19 protein-coding genes are annotated in these 19,377 nt (G+C 67.9%); all 19 read left to right on the plus strand.

The genetic code is table 11. From position 1 onward, the window contains the following. The first annotated feature begins 2 nt into the window (after positions 1-2). The 19 genes from ABD719_RS08665 to ABD719_RS08755 all read left to right on the plus strand — a co-directional run bounded on the left by ABD719_RS08665 (position 3) and on the right by ABD719_RS08755 (position 19,376). Entirely contained in the window at positions 3-662 is a 660-nt protein-coding gene (locus tag ABD719_RS08665; RefSeq protein ID WP_344692940.1) for a hypothetical protein, read from the plus strand. Positions 663-789: 127 nt separating this feature from the next. Continuing rightward, the gene (locus ABD719_RS08670; protein ID WP_344692941.1) at positions 790-966 is read left to right on the plus strand and encodes a hypothetical protein; all 177 of its coding nucleotides are present in this window, start codon (positions 790-792) and stop codon (positions 964-966) included. Between the two features lie 197 nt (positions 967-1,163). After that, positions 1,164-1,484, plus strand: a complete 321-nt coding sequence (locus ABD719_RS08675; RefSeq protein WP_344692942.1) for an HNH endonuclease signature motif containing protein — start codon at positions 1,164-1,166, stop codon at positions 1,482-1,484. 196 nt (positions 1,485-1,680) lie between these two features. Continuing rightward, positions 1,681-2,085: a P27 family phage terminase small subunit gene (locus ABD719_RS08680; RefSeq protein WP_344692943.1), complete on the plus strand. Its 405-nt coding sequence runs from the start codon at positions 1,681-1,683 to the stop codon at positions 2,083-2,085. 4 nt (positions 2,086-2,089) lie between these two features. Beyond that, the gene (locus ABD719_RS08685) at positions 2,090-3,868 is read left to right on the plus strand and encodes a terminase large subunit (RefSeq protein ID WP_344692944.1); all 1,779 of its coding nucleotides are present in this window, start codon (positions 2,090-2,092) and stop codon (positions 3,866-3,868) included. A gap of 32 nt (positions 3,869-3,900) precedes the next feature. After that, the gene (locus ABD719_RS08690) at positions 3,901-5,118 is read left to right on the plus strand and encodes a phage portal protein (protein ID WP_344692945.1); all 1,218 of its coding nucleotides are present in this window, start codon (positions 3,901-3,903) and stop codon (positions 5,116-5,118) included. Then, on the plus strand, positions 5,093-5,713 hold the full coding sequence (locus tag ABD719_RS08695; protein ID WP_344692946.1) for an HK97 family phage prohead protease: 621 nt from the start codon (positions 5,093-5,095) through the stop codon (positions 5,711-5,713). The genes ABD719_RS08690 and ABD719_RS08695 overlap by 26 nt, the downstream gene beginning before the upstream one ends. Positions 5,714-5,778: 65 nt before the next feature. Then, positions 5,779-7,071, plus strand: a complete 1,293-nt coding sequence (locus tag ABD719_RS08700; RefSeq protein ID WP_344692947.1) for a phage major capsid protein — start codon at positions 5,779-5,781, stop codon at positions 7,069-7,071. Between the two features lie 79 nt (positions 7,072-7,150). After that, positions 7,151-7,546, plus strand: a complete 396-nt coding sequence (locus tag ABD719_RS08705; RefSeq protein ID WP_344692948.1) for a hypothetical protein — start codon at positions 7,151-7,153, stop codon at positions 7,544-7,546. Position 7,547: 1 nt separating this feature from the next. Next, complete coding sequence (locus ABD719_RS08710) at positions 7,548-8,078, plus strand: head-tail connector protein (RefSeq protein ID WP_344692949.1); 531 nt, start codon at positions 7,548-7,550, stop codon at positions 8,076-8,078. Further along, positions 8,075-8,410 carry a phage head closure protein gene (locus ABD719_RS08715; protein ID WP_344692950.1) on the plus strand — a complete coding sequence of 112 codons (336 nt, stop codon included), beginning with the start codon at positions 8,075-8,077 and terminating at the stop codon, positions 8,408-8,410. The genes ABD719_RS08710 and ABD719_RS08715 overlap by 4 nt, the downstream gene beginning before the upstream one ends. Then, positions 8,410-8,985: an HK97 gp10 family phage protein gene (locus tag ABD719_RS08720; protein ID WP_344692951.1), complete on the plus strand. Its 576-nt coding sequence runs from the start codon at positions 8,410-8,412 to the stop codon at positions 8,983-8,985. The genes ABD719_RS08715 and ABD719_RS08720 overlap by 1 nt, the downstream gene beginning before the upstream one ends. A gap of 14 nt (positions 8,986-8,999) precedes the next feature. Further along, positions 9,000-9,395, plus strand: coding sequence for a hypothetical protein (locus tag ABD719_RS08725; protein WP_344692952.1), 396 nt, complete (start codon positions 9,000-9,002; stop codon positions 9,393-9,395). A 2-nt stretch (positions 9,396-9,397) separates the two neighbouring features. Further along, the gene (locus ABD719_RS08730; RefSeq protein ID WP_344692953.1) at positions 9,398-9,607 is read left to right on the plus strand and encodes a hypothetical protein; all 210 of its coding nucleotides are present in this window, start codon (positions 9,398-9,400) and stop codon (positions 9,605-9,607) included. Positions 9,608-9,683: 76 nt separating this feature from the next. Then, positions 9,684-10,133: a hypothetical protein gene (locus ABD719_RS08735; protein WP_344692954.1), complete on the plus strand. Its 450-nt coding sequence runs from the start codon at positions 9,684-9,686 to the stop codon at positions 10,131-10,133. Between the two features lie 110 nt (positions 10,134-10,243). Beyond that, positions 10,244-10,684, plus strand: coding sequence for a hypothetical protein (locus tag ABD719_RS08740; protein ID WP_344692955.1), 441 nt, complete (start codon positions 10,244-10,246; stop codon positions 10,682-10,684). Beyond that, a complete protein-coding gene (locus tag ABD719_RS08745) occupies positions 10,648-11,115 on the plus strand; it encodes a phage tail assembly chaperone (RefSeq protein ID WP_344692956.1) in 468 nt (155 codons plus the stop codon). The genes ABD719_RS08740 and ABD719_RS08745 overlap by 37 nt, the downstream gene beginning before the upstream one ends. 21 nt (positions 11,116-11,136) lie before the next feature. Further along, positions 11,137-16,170 carry a phage tail length tape measure family protein gene (locus ABD719_RS08750; RefSeq protein WP_344692957.1) on the plus strand — a complete coding sequence of 1,678 codons (5,034 nt, stop codon included), beginning with the start codon at positions 11,137-11,139 and terminating at the stop codon, positions 16,168-16,170. Further along, positions 16,167-19,376 carry a hypothetical protein gene (locus ABD719_RS08755; protein WP_344692958.1) on the plus strand — a complete coding sequence of 1,070 codons (3,210 nt, stop codon included), beginning with the start codon at positions 16,167-16,169 and terminating at the stop codon, positions 19,374-19,376. Before ABD719_RS08750 ends, ABD719_RS08755 begins: the two co-directional genes overlap by 4 nt. The last annotated feature ends 1 nt before the right edge of the window (position 19,377 follow it).

Consider the following 19,377-nt stretch of genomic DNA (forward strand, 5'->3'; position numbering starts at 1 on the left):
TCGTGTCCCGTTGGATCATCTTGCGCACGAGCGGCGGGCAGACGCTGCCGCTCATGCGGTCGCTGCGGGGCGCAGGCTTCGACGTGTGGACGCCGGCCCGCACCAGTCGCCGGTCGGTGCCAGCGAAGACACTCAGCGGCAAGCGGGTGATCGAGATCGACGCGCCGATCCTGCCGACCTTCGTGTTCGCGGCCGAGCGTGACTTGGAACGGCTGGTGCTGGTGGCATCGCGCGAGGTCAGCCCGCATCCTGGCTTCAGGGTGTTCCATCACGGCGGGCGGGTGCCGCTGGTCGGGAATGCCGAGGTTGCGGGCCTACACGAGGAGGAGGCGCGGGAAGCTGCTGTCATCCAGTCGATGCGCGCGGCCGAAAGCCACGCCGAGGCCGAGCGCATCCGGTGCGCCGCGATCAAGTCCGCCTCAGCGCGCCGGCGTGCTGAGGCGGCATTGGAGCGCGATCGTCGCAATGCCCTGCGTGCCCAACGCTGCACAGTCGAGGCGGGCAACGCGGTCGAGGTTATCGACATGCCCGCGTTCGCCGGCGTGGCGGGCGTGCTGGAGAGCGTCGACGGACCATACGCCACAGTTCGGTTCGGTACCTCTTCATGGAAGATTGAGGGTTGGCGATTAATGCCGAGCCTCTTGGAACACCAAGCGGCCTGACGGCCACCGCCGCCTGAGCGGCCACCGGGACAGACGATCTGGGGCATCGACCCTTGCGCGCCCGCCACACCTCCCCCGCGATGCGTCGCGGCGGGAGTCGCAAGCATGTCCAGCATTGGAGGCCGCGATGGCCCGCAACACACCTACATCGGCCATGCGCCTGCGCGTGCTGGCACGCCGCCTGCTCGACCTGGCCGACCGTTTCGAGGTGCCATCAGAGACGACGGCCGAGGCCGACCAGTTGATTGAGCATGTCGAACAGGCCGCAAGCGAGGTGCGTGCCGTGGTGCGCGGCCGAGGCTGATGATGCATGCGCCGGCGCAGGAGCTGCAAGAACGTGCCGCCAAGTGCGTTCTGATAAAACCGTGCGGTCGCGTGCGGGTCATGTCGCAGCGCCTGGCGCTACTGATCGGCAGGGCTGAAGCCCGCCAGCGGCTGAGCATGACGGCGCAGGTGCAGGCGACGCTGCCCCACCAACCTCGCTCAGGCAGGGCATAGGCCATGCCAATGCAGCCCCCGGTGTTCGGCCGTCAGCCGGGACCGAAGAAGCCGTGGGCGCGGCCTGCCGGCCAGCCCGATCGCCGCAAGCGCGGCCGTGCCGGTCAGCGTGATCGGCGCCAGGTGCTGGAGGAAGAGCCCTTCTGCCGCATTTGTGTCGATCGCGGCCGCGAGGTTGGTAGCGACGTCGTGGATCACATCGTAAGGCTCGCTGACGGCGGTTCCGATGCCCGCTCGAACAAGCAGGCGCTGTGCAATCCCTGCCATGACGCGAAGTCTCTGGCCGAGCTGGCGGCCGATCGCGTGGCACGCTGCGACGCCTGACCCCGGGGGGGGCGGGTCCATCCCTCAGGGGGTCGCCGACCGGACACCGTACCGTCGCCAGATTTTCACGCGGCCGTTTTCAAACCCAAAATGATCCCCGGGAGGGCGGCCCATGGCAAGTGGTGGAGCGCGTCCCGGCTCAGGCAGGAAGCGGAAAGATCCTGCGGCGAAATTGACGCCGGCACAGCGCGCGATCATGCCGCTTCCCGGCGTGTGCGGGACGATGATCCCGCCGCTGCATCTGTCGAACCTCGCGCAGCTGCTGTTCCAGGATATCGCCGGTCATCTGGAGAAGCAGGGCCGCGCCGAGCCACAGTTCGCGCACGTCGTCGCGCTCCTCGCGCAGCGACTGGAGCAGGTGCAACGGTGGCAGGCGGTGCTGGAGATGTCCGGCGACACCTGCACCAGCACCACGGTGCGCAAGGTCGACGGCCAGCAGGTCGTAACCGAGATGATTCGCGCGCGGCCGGAGGTCGCGATGCTGTCGGATGCGATGCGGCAGGTGCAGTCGCTGCTGGGTGAGCTGATGCTCAGTCCATCGGCCGCCATGAAGATCGCCAGCGGCAAGAAGGACGCGCCGGGCGACTTCGACGACTTCTAAGCCGGTGTCGACCGCACCCGGGCTGCCGTCCCGCGATTACGCGGCGATCGCGCGGCAATACGCCGCCGACGTCGTGTCTGGCCGTATCCCGGCCGGGAAACAGATCCGGCTGCAATGCGAGCGGTTCGTCGGCGAGCTGGTCCGTAGCGCGTCGGACGACTTCCCGTACCGGTTCGACGAGGCAAAGGCGGCGCGGCCGTGTCGCTTCATTGAGCGATTGCCCCACACCAAGGGCGTATGGGCGAAACAGAAGAAGCGGCTCACGCTGGAGCCGTGGCAGATCTGGAACCTCTGCTGCGTATTCGGCTGGCTGCATAAGTCCGGGTCTCAGGAGGGCACCCGGCGGTTCCGGCGCTGGCTGCTGGTCGTGCCCCGCAAGAACGGCAAGTCGGCGATCGCCTCCGGCGTCGCGTTGTTCATGCTGTGCGCGGACGGTGAATACGGTGCCGAGGTCTATTCGGGCGCGACCAACGAGAAGCAGGCGTGGGAGGTCTTCCGGCCCGCCAAGCTGATGGTCCAGAAGCTGCCGGCGCTGAAGGCCAAGTTCGAGATCGAGAACCTCGCCAAGCAGCTGCTGCTGCCGGACGGTTCGCGGATGGAGACGATCATCGGCGATCCCGGCGACGGGCAATCGCCGAGCTGCTCGCTCCACGACGAATATCACGAGCACGTCGACGACGCGCAGGTCGACACCATGCTTACCGGCATGGGTGCCCGCGACCAGCCGCTCCAGCTGCTGATCACCACGGCCGGCGAGAACCTTGCAGGCCCGTGCTACGCGATGATCCTGGAGCAGCGCGAGCGGCTCAATGGTATCGGCCACAATGGCGGCCCGCCGCTCGATGACGACACGTTCTTCGCCGAATACGCGATCGACGAGGACGACGACTGGCGGACAGAGGAGGCCCTTCGCAAGGCCAACCCAAACATCGGGATCTCGGTTGGTCTGGAATATCTGCTCGCCCGGCAGCGTGACGCGGTGTCGACACCACGCAAGCGGGCGATCTTCAAGACCAAGCACCTCAACCTGTGGGTCGCGGCGAAGGCGGCCTATTTCGACATCGAGGCGTGGCGACGGTGCGCCGATGCCGGCATCCCGGTGGTCTTTGCCGACGCGGCCGCGCTGGAGCGGCTGGCCGGGCGGCGCTGCATCATCGGCCTCGATCTGGCGTCGAAAGTCGATATCGCCGCGATCGAGTATCTGTTTCCACCGCTTGGCGATCGGCCGACGAAAGACGATCCGTACATCCGGATCGGCCGGTACTTCCTGCCAAGCAAGGCGGTGGAAGATACCAACGCCTATCAGGGCTGGGATTCGCAGGGCCTGCTCGACGTGAGCATGGACAGCAACATCACCGACTTTGAGGAGATCGAGCTGGCGCTGACCGAGGCCCGCACGATCTTCGACGTGCAGACCATCGCCTACGACCCCGCGCAGGCGACGATGTTGATCAATCGCCTGGTCAAGGATGGCGCGCCGGTTCTGGAAGTCCGGCCGAACGTCATGAACCTTTCGGACCCGATGAAGCAGCTCGACGCCTTCATGAAGGCCGAGCTGATCCGACATGCCGGCTGTCCGGTGATGGAATGGCAGGTCGCCAACGTCGTCGCGCAGATCGACGGCAAGGACAACGTCTACCCGCGCAAGCCGCGGATCGAGGCGAAGATCGACAACCCCGTCGCGCTGATCACGGCGCTGGCGGTCGCGATATCCCGAGAGGAAGAAGAGATGCCGGCTTCCCCATGGGACGATCCCAACTACACGATGGACGAAGCGGCATGAGACTATGGCCACGCCGTGAGGAACGCTCTGTCGTGCCGGTGCCCGAGATCACCAGCGGCGCGACGATTCAGGAATGGGGCGAATTCTGGGGCCAGGGCGGCGATGCGGTGGCGTTGCCGATCGTCACGATCGACACCGCGCTCCAGGTGCCGGCGGTGCTTGGTGCGGTGATGTTCCTGTCCCGAACCCTGGCCGCGCTGCCGCTGCACGCCTACCGCACTGCGGAAGGGGAGACCGAAAAGGCGGATGGCGAGCTACAGATGCTGCTCAACGAAGCGCCAAACCCGGAATGGTCGAGCTTCCAGTTCCGGCAGTACTTCTGGCAGCAGGTGTTCACCGGCGGGCGCGGCATGGCCTGGATCGAACGCAATGGCACGCGACCCGTGGCGATCTGGCCGCTGGACCCGACCAAGACGACCATCCGTCGCGAGGCCGGCCGCAAGATCTATCGGTTCGACGGCCGCGACTATCCGGCACGCGACATCATCGACGTGCCGTTCGCGCTAAAGCCGAACCAGGTCGATGCCTATGGCCCGATCTATACTTGCCGGCAGGCGATCGGCCTCGCGATCGCGATGAACAACTTCGCGTCGGGTTTCTTCGCCGGGGGTGGTGTCCCACCGCTGGCGCTGGAAGGCCCGCTGCCGACCGGTCCTGAGGCGCTGAAGCGCGCATATGCCGATATCCGGCGGGCGATCGATCTGGCCCGCAAGACCGGCCAGTCGTTCTTCGGCATGCCCCCTGGGCATACGCTGAAGGCAGTTGGCACCGATCCGGACAAGGGGCAGATGGGCGATGCCCGGCTATTCCAGATCCAGGAGATCGCCCGCGGCTACAATCTGCCGCCGGTGTTCCTGCAGGATCTATCGAAGGGCACCTTCTCGAATACCGAGCAGCAGGATCTGCAGCTCGTGAAGCACAACATCGGCCAGTGGGCCCGGGCATTCGAGGACGAGCTGAACCTGAAGCTGTTCGGCCAGCGCCGGCGATCGCGCCGGGTGAAACACAACCTCGACGGCCTGCAACGCGGCGATTTCAAAAGTCGCATCGACGGTCTCGCTCGGGCGATCCAGACCGCGCAGCTCACCCCGGACGAAGCGCGCGGCATCGAGGATCGTGCTGCGTATCCGGACGGCGTCGGCGCCAGGCCGCTTGTCCAGGGCGCCACGGTTCCCCTCGGTTCGCAGCCGCTGCTGCCGACCCCCTCGACAGGAAATGAAGGCGATGACCAAGCCGTTACAGAAGCCTGACGGCCGCGAGCGTCGCGCCGTCTCCACCGATCTGGAGCTGCGTGCCGCAGCCAAGCAGGGCGAGACGCGCACCGCATCGGGCTATGCCGCCCTTTTCGGCAACAAGACCTCGATCGGCGGCTACTGGACCGAGGAGATCCGCGCAGGCGCTTTCACGCAGTCGCTGCGTGAAAACGATGTCGTGGCGATCATCTGCCACGATCTCGGCCGGGTGGTCGGCCGAACCGGTGCCGGCACGCTGACGTTGCGCGAGGATGCCAAGGGCCTGGCTTTCGAGAACCCGCTGCCCGACACTACGGACGGCCGAGATCTCGCCGTCTCGCTCGATCGTGGCGACATTCCCGGCATGAGCTTCGGCTTCGTGACCCGTAAGCAGGAATGGGACGAGACGGTTGATCCCCCGCATCGCACCGTGATCGAGGCCGATCTCTACGAGATCACCTATACCCCGGTGCCAGCCTATCCCGATACCGAGGTCGGCCTCCGTTCGCTGGAACATGCGCGTACCGAACGTCGGCAGCATAACCGCGCCGGCGCCGAGAGCCGCATGGCCGCCCGCCGCGCCCGCCAGGCGCAGGCCGAACGCGGCCTCTGAATACCGGGCTTCGGCCCGAGGCGCGCGTCGGCGCTTTTCCCGACGTTGATTCCCAGGAGAAACCCATGGCCCTTTTGATCCAGCTGCATGAGCAGCGCGGACGCCTGGTCACGCAGGCCCGCGAGGCGCTCGACCTCATCACCGCCAATACCGACGACGCCCGCAGCACCGAGCTGGAAGGCCGGCACGATGCAATCTTGGGCGAGCTGGACACGCTCGACGCCAAGATCGCGCGGGAAGAGCGTCAGGCTGGCTTCGAGCGTCAGGAAGAGGAGCGCCGTTCGCGCAACCGTCCGATCGGCGGCGACGTCGAGGCGCGCGGTCAGGACGGCGAGCGCAACGAGAACACCGACGCCGACCAGGAGCGTCAGCAGACCGAATATCGCAATGCGTTCTTCGCGATGCTGGCCGAGGGCGGCGACGTGTCCGCCGTCACCCCCGAACAGCGCGCCTTGCTGCGCCGCGGTTACGTCGAGAACCGCACGCAGACGGTCGGCACGCAGGCGGCCGGCGGCTACACCGTGCCGCGGACCTTGGCAGCTCGCATTATCGAGGTGATGCGCGATTGGGGCCCGATGTACGACCCGACGATCACCGACGAGATGGTGACGAGCGGTGGCAACCCGTATGACATCCCGACCAACGACGACACCGGCAAGGGTTCGTCTGCGCTGGCCGAAGGTGCGGACGTGGTCGACGACAATTCGGGCGACCTGGTGTTCGGTCAGGCGACGCTGAGCGCCTTCGTTTTCGCCACGCCCTGGCTGAAGATGAGCTTCGAGCTGCTCCAGGACTCGGCGTTCAACGTCGAGATGTTCGTCGCCCGCAAGCTCGGCGAGCGGCTCGGTCGCGGTGCCAATGCAAAGCTGACCCTCGGCACAGGCGGCACCGAACCCCGCGGCATCGTGCCGTCGGCCGGCCTCGGCATCACCGCGGCGTCGGCGCTGGCGATCGCGGCCGACGAGCTGATCAACCTGCAGCACTCGGTCAACCAGGCGTATCGCCGCAGTCCGCAGTGCCGTTGGCAGTTCGCCGACACCACGCTCGCCGCCATCCGCAAGCTGAAGGACGGCCAGGGCAACTACCTGTGGCAGCTCGGCGACATCCGCGCCAACGCCCCGGACGTCATCCTCGGCAAGCCCTACTCGGTGAACGACGACGTGCCGGCGATCGGCGCGGGCAATCGCTCGGTCCTGTTCGGTGACCACAGCCGCTACACCGTCCGCAAGGTCGGCTCGCCGCTGATCGGCACCGTGCGTGAGCGCTTCTGGCCGAAGGTCGGCATGGCCGGCCTGATCCGCTACGACGGCGCGCTCCTCGATCAGAACGCCGTGAAGGCGCTGAAGCAGGCCGGCTGACCGGCATGGGAGGCGGGGTTTCGGCCCCGCCTCTTCTACCAGCCGCAGGCGCGCCTGCGGCTTGTTGAGGAGACCCCGCATGGCAACAAAGCGCCCGAGCAACCGTCAGACCACCGCGAAGGCACCCGTAGCGCCGGCCGTCACCGAGCCGGCTACCCCGGCGCCCGCACCTGCACCTGCACCTGCACCGGCCAAGACTGCGCCGGCCGAACCTGTCACGCCGGCGCCAGCGCCAGCGCCTGCGCCGGTCGAGCCCGCGCCCGCCGAGCCTGCCGCGCCGGCACCGGCTGAGCCCGCCGCGGACGTCGTGGCACCGCCGGCAGCGATCGCCAGCGTTGAGACCATCCGCATGCTCGTCGGCCAGGAAGGCCCGGAGCTGTCACGCATGCGCGGCCAGGTGCTGACGATCGGCACCGATCTCGATGCCGAGGAGGCCGAGCGCTTGGTCCTCGTCGACTTCGCCGAGCGCATCTGACGTGCTGAGCGAGCCGGAAACCGTCGTGCCGGCGCGGGGCGATGCGTTGCTCCACGACAAGGTGAAGACCTACCTGCGGATCGACGGTACCGATCTCGACTTCGAGCTGACGCTGATGCGACAGGCCGCGCAGGACGATCTGGAACGGATCACCGGGTTGCGCCTCCTGAACCAGGTGGTGCGCGTCCGTGCCGATTCGGTGCAGGATCTGGCTCACCTCACGGTCGGGCCGGCGCGCAGCCTGGTCGCGATCGGCACGGTATCGACCAGCGGCGACCTCGATCCAGTCGATATCGCCGGCTTCGAGCTGACCGGTGTCGGCCTCGCGCGTGGCATCCGCCCGATCGGCGCTGTGCCCGCTGCATTCGCCCGCCGGCCGATATATGCCGACGTGAAAGTCGGTTACGCTGACGATGGCGACAAGATCCCGGCGACGCTGCGCCTGGCGCTCTTCACCCTGATACGCGGCCGGTTCGAGGAACGCCCGGTCGAGATCGAGTGGCTGATCCACGACTTCCGGATCAACCCGTGAGGTTCAATCCTCGCGACCTGGACAAGCGGGTCAGCATCGAGAGGCCCGTAGCGGCCGAGGGTATCCGCGGTGCCGGGTCGGGCACCTGGACGCCGGTCGATACCGTGTGGGCCAAGATCGAGGACGTCCGCCCCGGCCGCGGTGAGCAGGACGGCGTAACGACCAAGCGATCGCGGATCTGGATGCGGCACCGCGAGGACGTCACCTCGGATATGCGGCTGGTCTACGGCACCCGGATCTTCCAGCTGATCAGCGATCCGGTCGAGCTGGGCAGGCGTGATCGGATCGAGATGATGGCCGAGGAACATCGGCCGGCCGGGAACGGCGCCTGATGGCGAAGCGGCGCAGCAGTTCGGCCGCGCGCCAGGCGATCGCCGAGCTGCCGGACGCTTTTCTCAATCGCATCCTGCCGCGCGCTGCGCGTGCCGGTGCCGAGGTCATCGCCGACGATGCGAAGGCCGCGCTTGGCGGGCGGCGCGCTGAAACGGGGGGCGGCGCGAAGGTGCTGATCGCCGATTCGGTGAAGGTGAAGGTCAAGCGCGAGGGCACCTTGATCCGCGCCCGCATCTATCTCGATGGCCCCGGTGCCTATGTCGGCCGCTGGCTGGAATACGGGACCGACCCTCACTTCATCACGATCGACCCGACCGTGCGCAAGGGCATGACTGCTCGGCGCGTGAACGCGAAGATCACGGACGGTGACGGCGACCTGAAGGCGACGCTGCTGATCAACGGCAAGCCGGTCGGCACCTCGGTCTATCACCCGGGCGCGCAGGCCAAGCCGTTCCTGCGGCCGGCGCTCGACCAGCGCGAAGGCGACGCGATCGCCGTGATGCAGGGCTATGTCACCTCGCGCGCGACCCGGGCGGGTATCGCCGGCGCGGCAGCTTCGGAGACCGACGCATGACCGGTGCCGACATCATGGGCGAGCTGCTGCTCGGCTATGCCCCGCTGCACGCGCTCGTGCCGATCGCGAATATCAAGGCGGGCAAGCTGCCGGCGAACGCGCCGCTCAACAGCCTGTTGATCCGGACGATCAGCAGCGTCGAGCGCCAGCGCCTGAAGCGCGGCAAGACCGTCCGGACGAACGACCGCGTCTCGATCACCGTCCGCGCCGACAGTTACGACGCGCAGATCCGCATCCTCGACCTGGTCGTCGATGCCTGCGCCGATCGCCAGGGCAATTTCGCCGGCGCCTTGCGCGCCTCCGTGCTGACCGCCGGCCGCGGCCCCGATCTGTCGGGCCCGGGCGACAGCTTCGAGCAGGCGCAGGATTTCAAGGTGAGCTTCGACAAGCCTGTTTCACGAGGAGAATGATCATGTCCGACACCCCCGTCATGAAGAAGGCGAAAATCCTTCGCGAGTTCAACGATGCCGGCACCGAGCAGCGGTATTTCGCCGGCAAGGAACACGAGTTCGCCGAGGGCGTGTTCGAGAATTACCGCGTCGCCGGCCTGGTCGAAGAGGTGCCCACCGCTGCGCCGGTCGACGGCGATGCCGGCAAGGCCGGCCGCACCAAGCCCGCCTGACCCCGATCGCCCGCCGCCCGGCGGGTGATGCCCCGCCGGCGGCTTGCCGGCATCCTGTCACAGGAGAACACCCCCCATGACGTCGCAGACCGCGGCAGGCTCCACGCTTGCCATCACGGCCGCCTCGCCGGCCTCGCTCGATGCGGCCGGCTACGGCGCGCTGACCTTCCTCGAAGTCGGGCAGGTCGAGAAGATCGGCGCGTTCGGCGCGACCTTCGCCAAGGTCGAATTCCAGCCGCTGAAGGGCGAGAAGCAGAAGTACAAGGGCTCGCCCGATAGCGGCGCGATCCAGCCGTCGCTGGCACTCGACCCGGCCGATGCCGGCCAGACGCTGCTCCAGACGTCGGCCGACGATGCCAGCCAGAAGCTCTACAGCTTCCGCGTCACCTATCAGGACGGCTCCAAGCGGTTCTTCGGTGGCCGCACGTTCGGCATGCCCGAGAACGCCGATGGCGCCGACACGATGCTGATGGCGACGCCGGCGATCGAGATCTGCACGAAGATCGTGAAGGTCAACGCCGCCTGATCAACCCCCTCCCGGCGCCCGCGACGCCGGCCTCTTTGCATCGGCCTGCCCCGCTCGTCGCGGGTTCGCAGGGCGGGTCGGTGCGCCATCCTCCCGCGAAGGATCAGACCATGAAGTTCAATATTGCCACTCTCGCCGTCGCTGCGACCGCCGCCCTCCATGTGAAGGGGCCGACTGGCGAGCTGCTGTTCGCCGATACCGAGCGCAAGCTGCCGATCCGCATCCACCTTCACGGCCCGGGCAGCGACATCGCCAGCGTCATCGAGGCGCGCCAGTCGTCGCGTGCGCTGAAGCGCATGCAGGACAACGACGGCAAGGTGACGGCCGCTACCCCCGAGGAGCGCAAGGCGGAAACGTCGGCCGACCTCGCCGCGCTGACCGCCAGCTTCGAGAATTTCGATTACCAGCCTGACGGCGCAGCCGAGCCGATCACGGGCGAGGCGCTGTTCCGCGCCGTGTATGCCGACCAGTCGCTCGGCTTCATCACCAAGCAGGTCGTGAAGTTCTACGGCGATTGGGGAAACTTCAGCGCCGTCTCGACGACGGCCTGACCCTCTGGGTCCGGCAGCTGGCGTGGTATCATGCCACGCCAAAGCCGGACCCGAATAGCAAGCGCGGCAAGGTCGAGCCTGCCGCGCCCCGGCTCAGCCGGATCGAGACGGCCAAGCAGCGCAAGACCGAGCCGCGCATGCCGCCGAACCCCGCGCCCCACTTCACCGACTGGCTAATCGAGCTAGGGATCAGTGAGGCGGCCGGGATGGGCGCCGCGCCCCTCAGCTGGCGCGAGATCGAGGCGTGGTCGAGCGGCACCGGTGTGCGGCCCGAGCCGTGGGAAAAGCGGCTGCTGCGTCGCCTGTCTGCGATCTACCTTGCCGAAGGCCGCCTGGCCGAAAGCGAGCATTGCCCACCGCCTTGGCGGATGGGCGTCACCGCGCGGGAGCGCGAGGTCGAGGAAGCTCAGCTCCGTAGCGTGCTGGGCTGATCGCCAACCGGGAGAACGCCGATGCTCGACGACGATTCTGCCGGGTTCGGCGTCGACTTCGTCATCGATACCGGCGCGTCATTCGGCGAGCTGGATCGACTGACCTCGACCATGGACTCTGCCGAGACCAAGATCCTGGCCGATGCCGCCCGGATCGAAAAGGCGACCGGCAGCATGATCAACCTTGGCGGCGCAACCGCCAGCGTGACGACGTTCGGCGCGGCCGCCACCCGCGAGCTGCTCAGCGTCGGCAATGCCGCCCGCAAGGCCGAGAAAGATGGCGAGGCGATGGTTCGCCAGCTGGAGCGGCAGGGCGTGTCGTTCGGGAAGACCCGCGAGGAGATGCGCGGCATCCGCGCCGAGGAGCGCGCCCTGGCGGCCGATCGCGCCGGCAATACCGAGCTGGCCGGTCGCATCCGTGCGGCCGAGCTGGCGCTGTATGAGCAGGAATTCGCGGCCGCGCGCAAGATCCGCCTGGAAGCCGAGGCGGCAGCGCAGGCCAAGGAACAGGCTGCGGCGATCGCCGTGGCCGCGGCCGAGCGCGAGGCGCAGGCGATGCGTGCAGCCGCCAATGCGCACGGCATGTTCGAGGCGGCCGCCCGGCGTGGCATGGCGATCTGGCGCGAGCAGCAGGCGGCCGAGGCGGCGCTGGCGAAAGATGCCGTCGCCGCGCGCCTGCGCAACGAGGCGGCCGCGGCGGATCTCGCCAACCGCCAGCACGCGCAGCTGGCGGCGACGCTGCGCGCCTCGCACGACGCGATGCTGGCGGACGCGGCCGCGGCCGAGCGCATGCGCGCGTCGACCGATCCCCTCTATGCCGCCACCAAGCGGCTGAATGACGAGATCGCCGAATCGACGCGGCTCTATCACCTCGGCGCTACCCCGCCGGCGGAATATGCCCGCCAACAGCAGGTGCTGACCGGCCGGCTGCGCGAGGTCGCGCAGGCGCACGACACGATGCACACCTCTGCACGTCGGGCCAGCGGCACGCTCGCGCAGATGGCACCGCAGTTCAACGATATCGCCACGATGGCCGCGCTCGGCGCGCCGCCCTTCCAGATCTTCGCCAGCCAGTTCGGGCAGATCGTCCAGGTCGCGCAGCAGGCCGAGGGCGGGATCGCCGGCTTCAGCAAGCAGATGGGCGGCCTTGCCCTGTCGTTCGCACCGCTGATCGCGGTCGCGGCCGTCGCCGGCGTCGCGATCTACCGTTGGCAGGACCAGCTCAACGATACCGCCGGGCTGAAGAAGTATGCCGAGGGCCTCGGCCTGACCCATGACGAGATGAAGAAGCTCGGCGAGCAGTCCATCACCACCGGCGATATCGTCGCCGGCGTCTGGAAGACGATCACCGACGGCGCAGGGCTCGACGGCAAGGGCAAGTCCATCATGGACTATCTGTTCTCGCCGGATGACGCCAAGCAGGTGCAGGGCTTCGTCGCCTCGATCTATGGTTTCTTTGCCGGCGGTTACGACGCGATCATCGCTCTGTGGGGCAGCATGTCGGCGACCGTGTCCGGCTATGTCGCCGCGATCACCGATGCCGTGTCGCGGTTCTTCGCGCCCGTCGTCAGCACCGCACAATGGGCAGGCAACGCGGTCGCCTCGATCTTCGGCAAGGTCTATGAGTGGGCGGCCGGCTGGGTGAAGTCGATCGCCGGTTTCCTGTCGCCCGTCCTGTCCGCGATCGGGCAGGGGCCGGCCGCGACCGCGGTGGCCAGCGCCGGCAACACGCTCGGCAAGACCTTCGGCGATGCCTATGCCAAGCGCGTCGCCGGCTTCGTCTCCGGATCGAACGCGATCGTCGGCCGCATCGGCGCGAACACGATCGACGCGGCGCAGGCCCGGCTGAAGAAGAAGGCCGACGAGCTGATCGCTGATCGGAACCCGACCAAGCCAAAGGTCGACCGCCATGCCGAGCAGCTCGTGCGCGACGCGGCCGCGATCGAGGCGCAGATCCGCAATCTCTATGCGCTGGCCGACGCTTACGGCGTCTCCGGTGCCGCGGCGCTCGTCGCCGAGGCGCGGGTGAAAGCCGAGAGCAAGGCGATCAAGCAGCGCGCCGATATCGAGGCGTCGGTGAACCGGGAGGTCCGCCTCGCGATCGCGCAGCGCGTCTCCGATGCAGCCAAGGGAACGGCCGCCCTGGTCGACCAGGCGTCGGCACAGGCGACCGTCAACACGCTGGTCGCCGGCGGGCTGGTACCGGCCGAGCGCGCGGCCGAGCTGGTGAAGGACATGATCGCGGATCTGCCGCTCCTGGCCGCGATCGAAGCCGCCCGGGGCCGCGGCCTGACCGACGAAACCGCCCGCGCCACCAAGGCGCTCGACGAGCAGCGCGCCGCCCGCGATCGCCTGACGGCCGCCGAGCGCACCGCGCAGGCCAATACCGCCATGGCGGGCGGCCGCGATCGCCTCGCGGAACAGCGCGAGGAGCTGCGCCTGGTCGGTGCCACCGATATGGAGCGGGTTCGCGCGCTGGCGACGCTGAAGGCGACGCAGGAAGCGCAGCGATTCAATCCGGCCGACCGCCAGGCGTATATCGACCAGCAGGTCGCGATCGCCGTCGGGCAACAGCAGCTGACCGAGAAACAGGACGCCTACAACGCCAGCCTGACCGCGACCGCGGATATGTTCGATACCATCGACCAGTCGGCGCAGCGGGCCGCCAGCGGCATGGCCGATGCCTTCGGCTCGGTCGGCGCCGCGATCGGCGACGCACTGACCGTGATGACCGGCTATTATGCCGACCAGGCACGGCTGCAGGAGGCGCACCAGGCCGCGATCCGCGCCGCGGGCACCGACGAGGCTCGCATCGCCCGCGAAAACCGCCAGTTCGCGATCCGGTCATCGTCGCAGCAGGTCGGCGCGTTCGCCGACATGGCGTCGGCCGCGCGCGGGTTCTTCAAGGAAGGCTCGGACGGCTACAACGCCCTCGCTGCGGCTGAGAAGGCGTTCCGCCTCGTGCAGTTCGTGCTGTCGGCCCGCGCCATTGCGCAGGACGCGATCGAGACGGGATCGAAGCTCGCCTCCAGCGCCGCGCGCACCGCGGCCGGCGCGACCGAGGCGGTGGTGAATGCCATCAAGAGCCTGCCGTTCCCGCTCAATCTGGCCGCCGGCGCCGCGACGATCGCCGCGCTCGCCTCGATCGGCGTCGGCATCGCCGGATCGTTCGGTGGCGGCGGGCAGAAGCCCGAGCCGTCCAACATCGGCACGGGTACCGTGCTGGGTGATGTCGACGCCAAGAGCGAGAGCCTGAAGCGGTCGATCGACCAGCTGCGCGAGGTCGACACCGTGACCAGCATCTTCGCGCGCCAGATGGCCGGATCGCTGCGCTCGATCGACGATCAGATCGGTGGCCTTGCGGCCGTTCTGGTCCGCTCGGGCAACATCGACGCATCCGCCGGCGTGACCGAGGGTTTCCAGACCAACGCGGTCGGCTCGATCCTGAAGGCGATCGTGCCCGTGTTCGGCGGGGCGCTGGCGTCGCTGTTCGGCACCAAGACCACCGTGGTCGGCTCCGGCCTCTATGGTGGCGCGCAGTCGGTCGGCGATATTCTCGACAACGGCTTCGACGCGTCGACCTATTCTGATGTCCAGAAGAAGAAGAAGCTCTTCGGCATCACGACCAGCACGAAGTATTCGACACAATTTACAGAAGCCGACGCTGGACTAGAAAATCAGTTCACGCTGATCTTGCGCAGCTTCGCATCGGCGATCGCCGGCGCGGCCGACCCGCTCGGCGAGGCGACCAGCGCGGTGCAGGCCCGCCTCAACGGCTTCGTGGTGTCGATCGGCAAGATCGACCTGAAGGGGCTGACGGGAACGCAGATCCAGGAGAAGCTGGAGGCGATCTTCGGCGCCGCGGCGGATGGCATGGCGGAAGCGGCCTTCCCGGGCCTGACCCGTTTCCAGAAGGCGGGCGAGGGCGCATTCGAGACGCTGGTCCGCGTGTCGTCGACGCTGGAGGCGGTGACCACCTCGCTCGATATGCTCGGCGCCGGCGTCCGGACGATGTCGATCGACGCGAAGCTCGGCCTGGTCGACCAGTTCGACAGCATCGGCGACCTGACCAGCGCGGTCGACGCCTATTTCGGCAGCTTCTACAGCCAGGCCGAACAGGCGGCCGCCCGCCAGGCGCAGATGGACCGCGTGTTCGCCAGCCTCGGCCTGAGCGTGCCGGCGACCAACGTCGCGTTCCGTCAGCTGGTCGAGGCGCAGGATCTGACGACTGCGGCCGGGCAGTCGACCTATGCCGCGCTCCTCCAGCTCGCGCCGGCGTTCGCGGATCTGCAATCGGCGATGGTCGGTGCGAAGAGCGCGGCCGATGTCGCGGCCGAGCGCCAGGATCTCGAACGCCAGCTGCTGGAGCTGCGCGGCGACACCGCGGCGCTGCGGGCGCTGGAGCTGGCGAAGCTCGACGTCAGCAACCGCGGCTTGCAAGAGCAGATCTACGCGATCCAGGATGCGCAGGGCGCTGCCCGGGCAGCGAACGAGCTGCGCCAGGCGTGGACGTCGGTCGGCGACAGCATCATGGACGAGGTCCGCCGCATCCGTGGCCTGACCGATGCCGCCGGCGGCGACACCTTCGCTAGCCTGCAGGGTGCGTTCAATGCGGCCAACTCGGCAGCGCGGGGCGGTGACATGGAAGCGGCCAAGGGCCTGCCGGCGCTCAGCCAGGCGCTGCTCAGCGCCGCGGCCGACGCCGCCACCAGCCGGCAGGAGTTGGCCCGCATCCAGGCGCAGACCGCCGCGGCGCTGGAGGCCACCTATGGCGTCGTCGGCTCGCTCGGCAGTCAGAAGGCCACCTCGACCACCGCGCAGGTCAGTGCGGCCGCGGTGGCGCAGAGCACGACCACGCCAGCCGCTGCCGCTGCCGCCAATGACGAGCTGATCAGCGAGATTAAATCGCTGCGCGCGGACGTGGTGCAGCTCCGGAACGAGAATAATTCTGGCCAGGCCGCGATTGCCGGCAACACGTCGCGAATTGCCCGGGTGCAGGAAGACATCACCGCCGATAGTGGCGGGCGGGCGATCAGCGTGGCGAACGCGGCATGATCGTCGTCACGCCGGCGGGCGATTCAATCGAGCTAGGCACCGTCGAGACTGGCGCCACGATCGGCATCATCGACTATAGCCGCCTGGATACCGACGCGTTCGGCATCACGACGGTGGTGAAGCGGGCCTTTGCCCGCCGCATGGCCCTCCGCCTCGCGGTGCCGATCGATGACGTCGACGGCATCCAGCGCCGGCTGGCCGAGCTGCGCGCTACATCGGCGAGGTGGGTCGCGGACGACCGCTTCCAGGCGATGACGCTCCGGGGGTTCTACAAGGACTTCTCGCTCGACCTCGCGACGCCGACGATCGCCTATTGCTCGCTGACCGTCGAAAGCCTGACCGGCACCGATAACGTTGCTGACACCGGCGCTGATCCGTCGCCCGGCGATCAACCGTCGACCTTGCAGCTGCTCCAGCCGGTTGCCATCACCGATGCCACGCTGGTCGCGACTACCGTTGCCGAGGACGATCATCCGGAATGGTCGCCGGTGGCGAGCTATCCGATCGGCGCCCGCGTCATAAAGGCGGCGACCCACCGGATCTATGAGAGCGCGACCGCGGGAAACGTCGGGATCGATCCGGCGGGCGCGGCGGGCGCATGGATCGATATCGGCACTACGCGCCGGTGGGCGATGTTCGACCAGGCGCTCGGCTCGGTCACTTCGGCCTTGCAGAAGATCGTCGTTACCCTCGCGCCTGGCGCGCCGGTGTCAGCGCTGGCCGCCCTCGATGTCACCGGGGCCACGATCCGGGTGCAGTCGCCGGGGTATGACCGGACGCAGGACATTGCCGGTGCCACGGTCCTGTTCCTCGACATGCCGCTGCCGAGCGACAGCATCACGGTCACGATCGAGGGGCCGGCCGAGGTGTCGATCGGCACGCTGCTGATCGGTCCGCTGGTCGGCCTCGGCATCACCGAGGCGGGGCCCGGTGCCGGGATTACGGACTATAGCCGCAAGGCGGTCGACGACTTCGGCGACGTGACGATCATCGAGCGGGCGTTCGCCAAGCGGATGACGGCACGGGCGCTGATCCGGACGGAGGCACTGGACGATGTTGCCGGGCGGGTCGCGTCGGTGCGCGCGCAGCCGTCGCTGTGGATCGGGCAGGCCGGCATCGAGAGCCTGACCGTCTATGGCTATTTCAAAGACTTCTCGATCGAGGTGGGCGAAACCCTCTCCAAGGTTTCGCTGTCGATCGAGGGGCTCGCCAAGGCGACGCAGGTCGCGCCGCTAAAGGCGATCAGCGAGTGGCCGCTGATCGAAGACCCGGACAAAACCAAGCCGGCGAACAACGCGACTAACTCGGGCGATCCTACCAGCCCGTTCGGCAACGGCACGGTCGCCGATGTCTTCGACAGATTCGGTCACATCGACGATTCGATCGACGAGCTGCGCGAAACGCTAGGCGATGCGAAGGACGGTGCGCTCGGTGCGATCAACGCCGCGCGCGATGCCGCGCAGCTGGCGGCGACGAATGCCGGTACCGCTCGCGATCAGGCCACGGCCGCCCGTGATGCTGCCGGAACCGCCCGTGACCAGGCGGCCGACGAGGCGCGCAAATCTGCCGGGTCTGCCGGCACCGCACAGGCGCAGGCGACGATCGCGACAACCAAGGCAGGCGAGGCAGGCGAACAGGCCAGCATCGCGACGGGCAAAGCGACGATCGCGACCACGAAAGCCGGAGAAGCGAGTGTCAGCGCGTCCGAGGCGGCGACATCGAAGCGTGATGCGGACGGGTCGGCTAGTTCGGCCGCGCGCAGCGCGGAGCTTGCGGCCGTGGCCGCTGGAACGGTCGGCGGCACCGGCGGCTATGCCGAAGCGGCAGCGCGAAGCGCAGAATCAGCGGCCGCCAGCGCGACGCAGGCAGGCCAGAAAGCGAGCGCGGCGGAAAGTGCGTCGACGCAGGCACAGACCGCAGCCGGTCAGGCCACCACCTACCGGGACCAGGCCAGTACCAGCGCGACCAACGCGGCCGGGTCCGCCAGCACGGCATCGACACAGGCCGGACTGGCGGCGACATCGGCAGGGCAGGCAGGCACCTCGGCGAGTGCCGCCAACACCAGCGCCGGCACCGCCTCCACCAAGGCAGACGCAGCCGGTGTCAGTGCGTCAGCGGCCAACACGTCGGCTCAACAGGCGTCAGGATTCGCCGGTACTGCACAGAGCAATGCTGAGGCGGCTTCCCGGTCTGCAGCCGCAGCTACGGGATCGGCGTCATCGGCCAGCAGGTCGGAGGAGCTATCCGCACAGTATCGCGATCTGGCGTACGGCTCGGCAGGTACCGCAGCCGGCTATGCCGGCGCGGCAGCAGGCTCGGCTGGCGCAGCGGATAGCAGCGCGAGAGCCGCGTCCGGATCGTCCGCCGCGGCCTCCGGCTTTGCATCATCGGCCCGCTCCGAACAGGAGCTGGCGGCGCGGTACCGCAACGAGGCATCATCATCGGCGGCCGCGGCCTATCGATCGGAGCAGACGGTGGCCGGCGCAGCCGGGGCGCTGGCCGAGCAGATCAACCGCGTCGAGACGACGGCGAACGGGGCAAGCGCGAACGCCAGTTCGGCGCTGACGGCGGCCAACAACGTCAAGACCGGCTATCAGGCTGCGCGGATCGTGCTGCAGGCGACATCGCCGGGCGGCCGGGTGGCATTGACGCTCGCATCCGACAGCGACAACGGCGCGGGCATCCTGCTCACCGGCAACGTCGCGATCGGCGGCAATCTGTTGGTCGACGGCTCCGTCACGACACGCGGGATTGCTTCAAACGCCGTAACCGCGCCGTACATCACCCAAAGCTCTGTCCGGCAGGATATATTCTCCTACTTCGACTATGTCGGAGATAGTCCCGACCAGCTTACTGGCTGGCAGGAAGTCATATCGGTTGGCGTTGGTACGAGCGAGGGCGCTGGCGTGATCATAAGCCCGTCAGTGGCGTTTGATTACGGTGCCAGCGCAGATAGCGGCTTCACCCCGTACATGAAATTCGCGTTGTTTCGGGATGGCGTGATGATCTGGGGGCCTTCCGAGCTGACCAGTGCGCAATCCTATTCCGGCGTTCTTAGCTTCTCCACGCAGGACATGCCGTCGATCATCGGGACCACCAATTATCAGCTGATGCTGAAGATACAGCATGTTGAGGGGGCCGTCCGTAGCAACGGCTACTTCGCCGGAAACTTCCGCACCATCGGCGCCACAGTGTTCAAGAGGTAGG

This window comes from Sphingomonas cynarae (assembly GCF_039537815.1).
GTDB classification, from domain to species: Bacteria; Pseudomonadota; Alphaproteobacteria; order Sphingomonadales; family Sphingomonadaceae; genus Sphingomonas; species Sphingomonas cynarae.

Coding starts and splice junctions, on each gene's coding strand:
- ABD719_RS08670 (WP_344692941.1), top strand. CDS start 790: ATGGCCCGCAACACACCTACATCGGCCATGCGCCTGCGCGTGCTGGCA.
- ABD719_RS08675 (WP_344692942.1), top strand. CDS start 1,164: ATGCCAATGCAGCCCCCGGTGTTCGGCCGTCAGCCGGGACCGAAGAAG.
- ABD719_RS08680 (WP_344692943.1), top strand. CDS start 1,681: ATGCCGCTTCCCGGCGTGTGCGGGACGATGATCCCGCCGCTGCATCTG.
- ABD719_RS08695 (WP_344692946.1), top strand. CDS start 5,093: ATGACCAAGCCGTTACAGAAGCCTGACGGCCGCGAGCGTCGCGCCGTC.
- ABD719_RS08700 (WP_344692947.1), top strand. CDS start 5,779: ATGGCCCTTTTGATCCAGCTGCATGAGCAGCGCGGACGCCTGGTCACG.
- ABD719_RS08705 (WP_344692948.1), top strand. CDS start 7,151: ATGGCAACAAAGCGCCCGAGCAACCGTCAGACCACCGCGAAGGCACCC.
- ABD719_RS08720 (WP_344692951.1), top strand. CDS start 8,410: ATGGCGAAGCGGCGCAGCAGTTCGGCCGCGCGCCAGGCGATCGCCGAG.
- ABD719_RS08725 (WP_344692952.1), top strand. CDS start 9,000: ATGGGCGAGCTGCTGCTCGGCTATGCCCCGCTGCACGCGCTCGTGCCG.
- ABD719_RS08730 (WP_344692953.1), top strand. CDS start 9,398: ATGTCCGACACCCCCGTCATGAAGAAGGCGAAAATCCTTCGCGAGTTC.
- ABD719_RS08735 (WP_344692954.1), top strand. CDS start 9,684: ATGACGTCGCAGACCGCGGCAGGCTCCACGCTTGCCATCACGGCCGCC.
- ABD719_RS08740 (WP_344692955.1), top strand. CDS start 10,244: ATGAAGTTCAATATTGCCACTCTCGCCGTCGCTGCGACCGCCGCCCTC.
- ABD719_RS08750 (WP_344692957.1), top strand. CDS start 11,137: ATGCTCGACGACGATTCTGCCGGGTTCGGCGTCGACTTCGTCATCGAT.
- ABD719_RS08755 (WP_344692958.1), top strand. CDS start 16,167: ATGATCGTCGTCACGCCGGCGGGCGATTCAATCGAGCTAGGCACCGTC.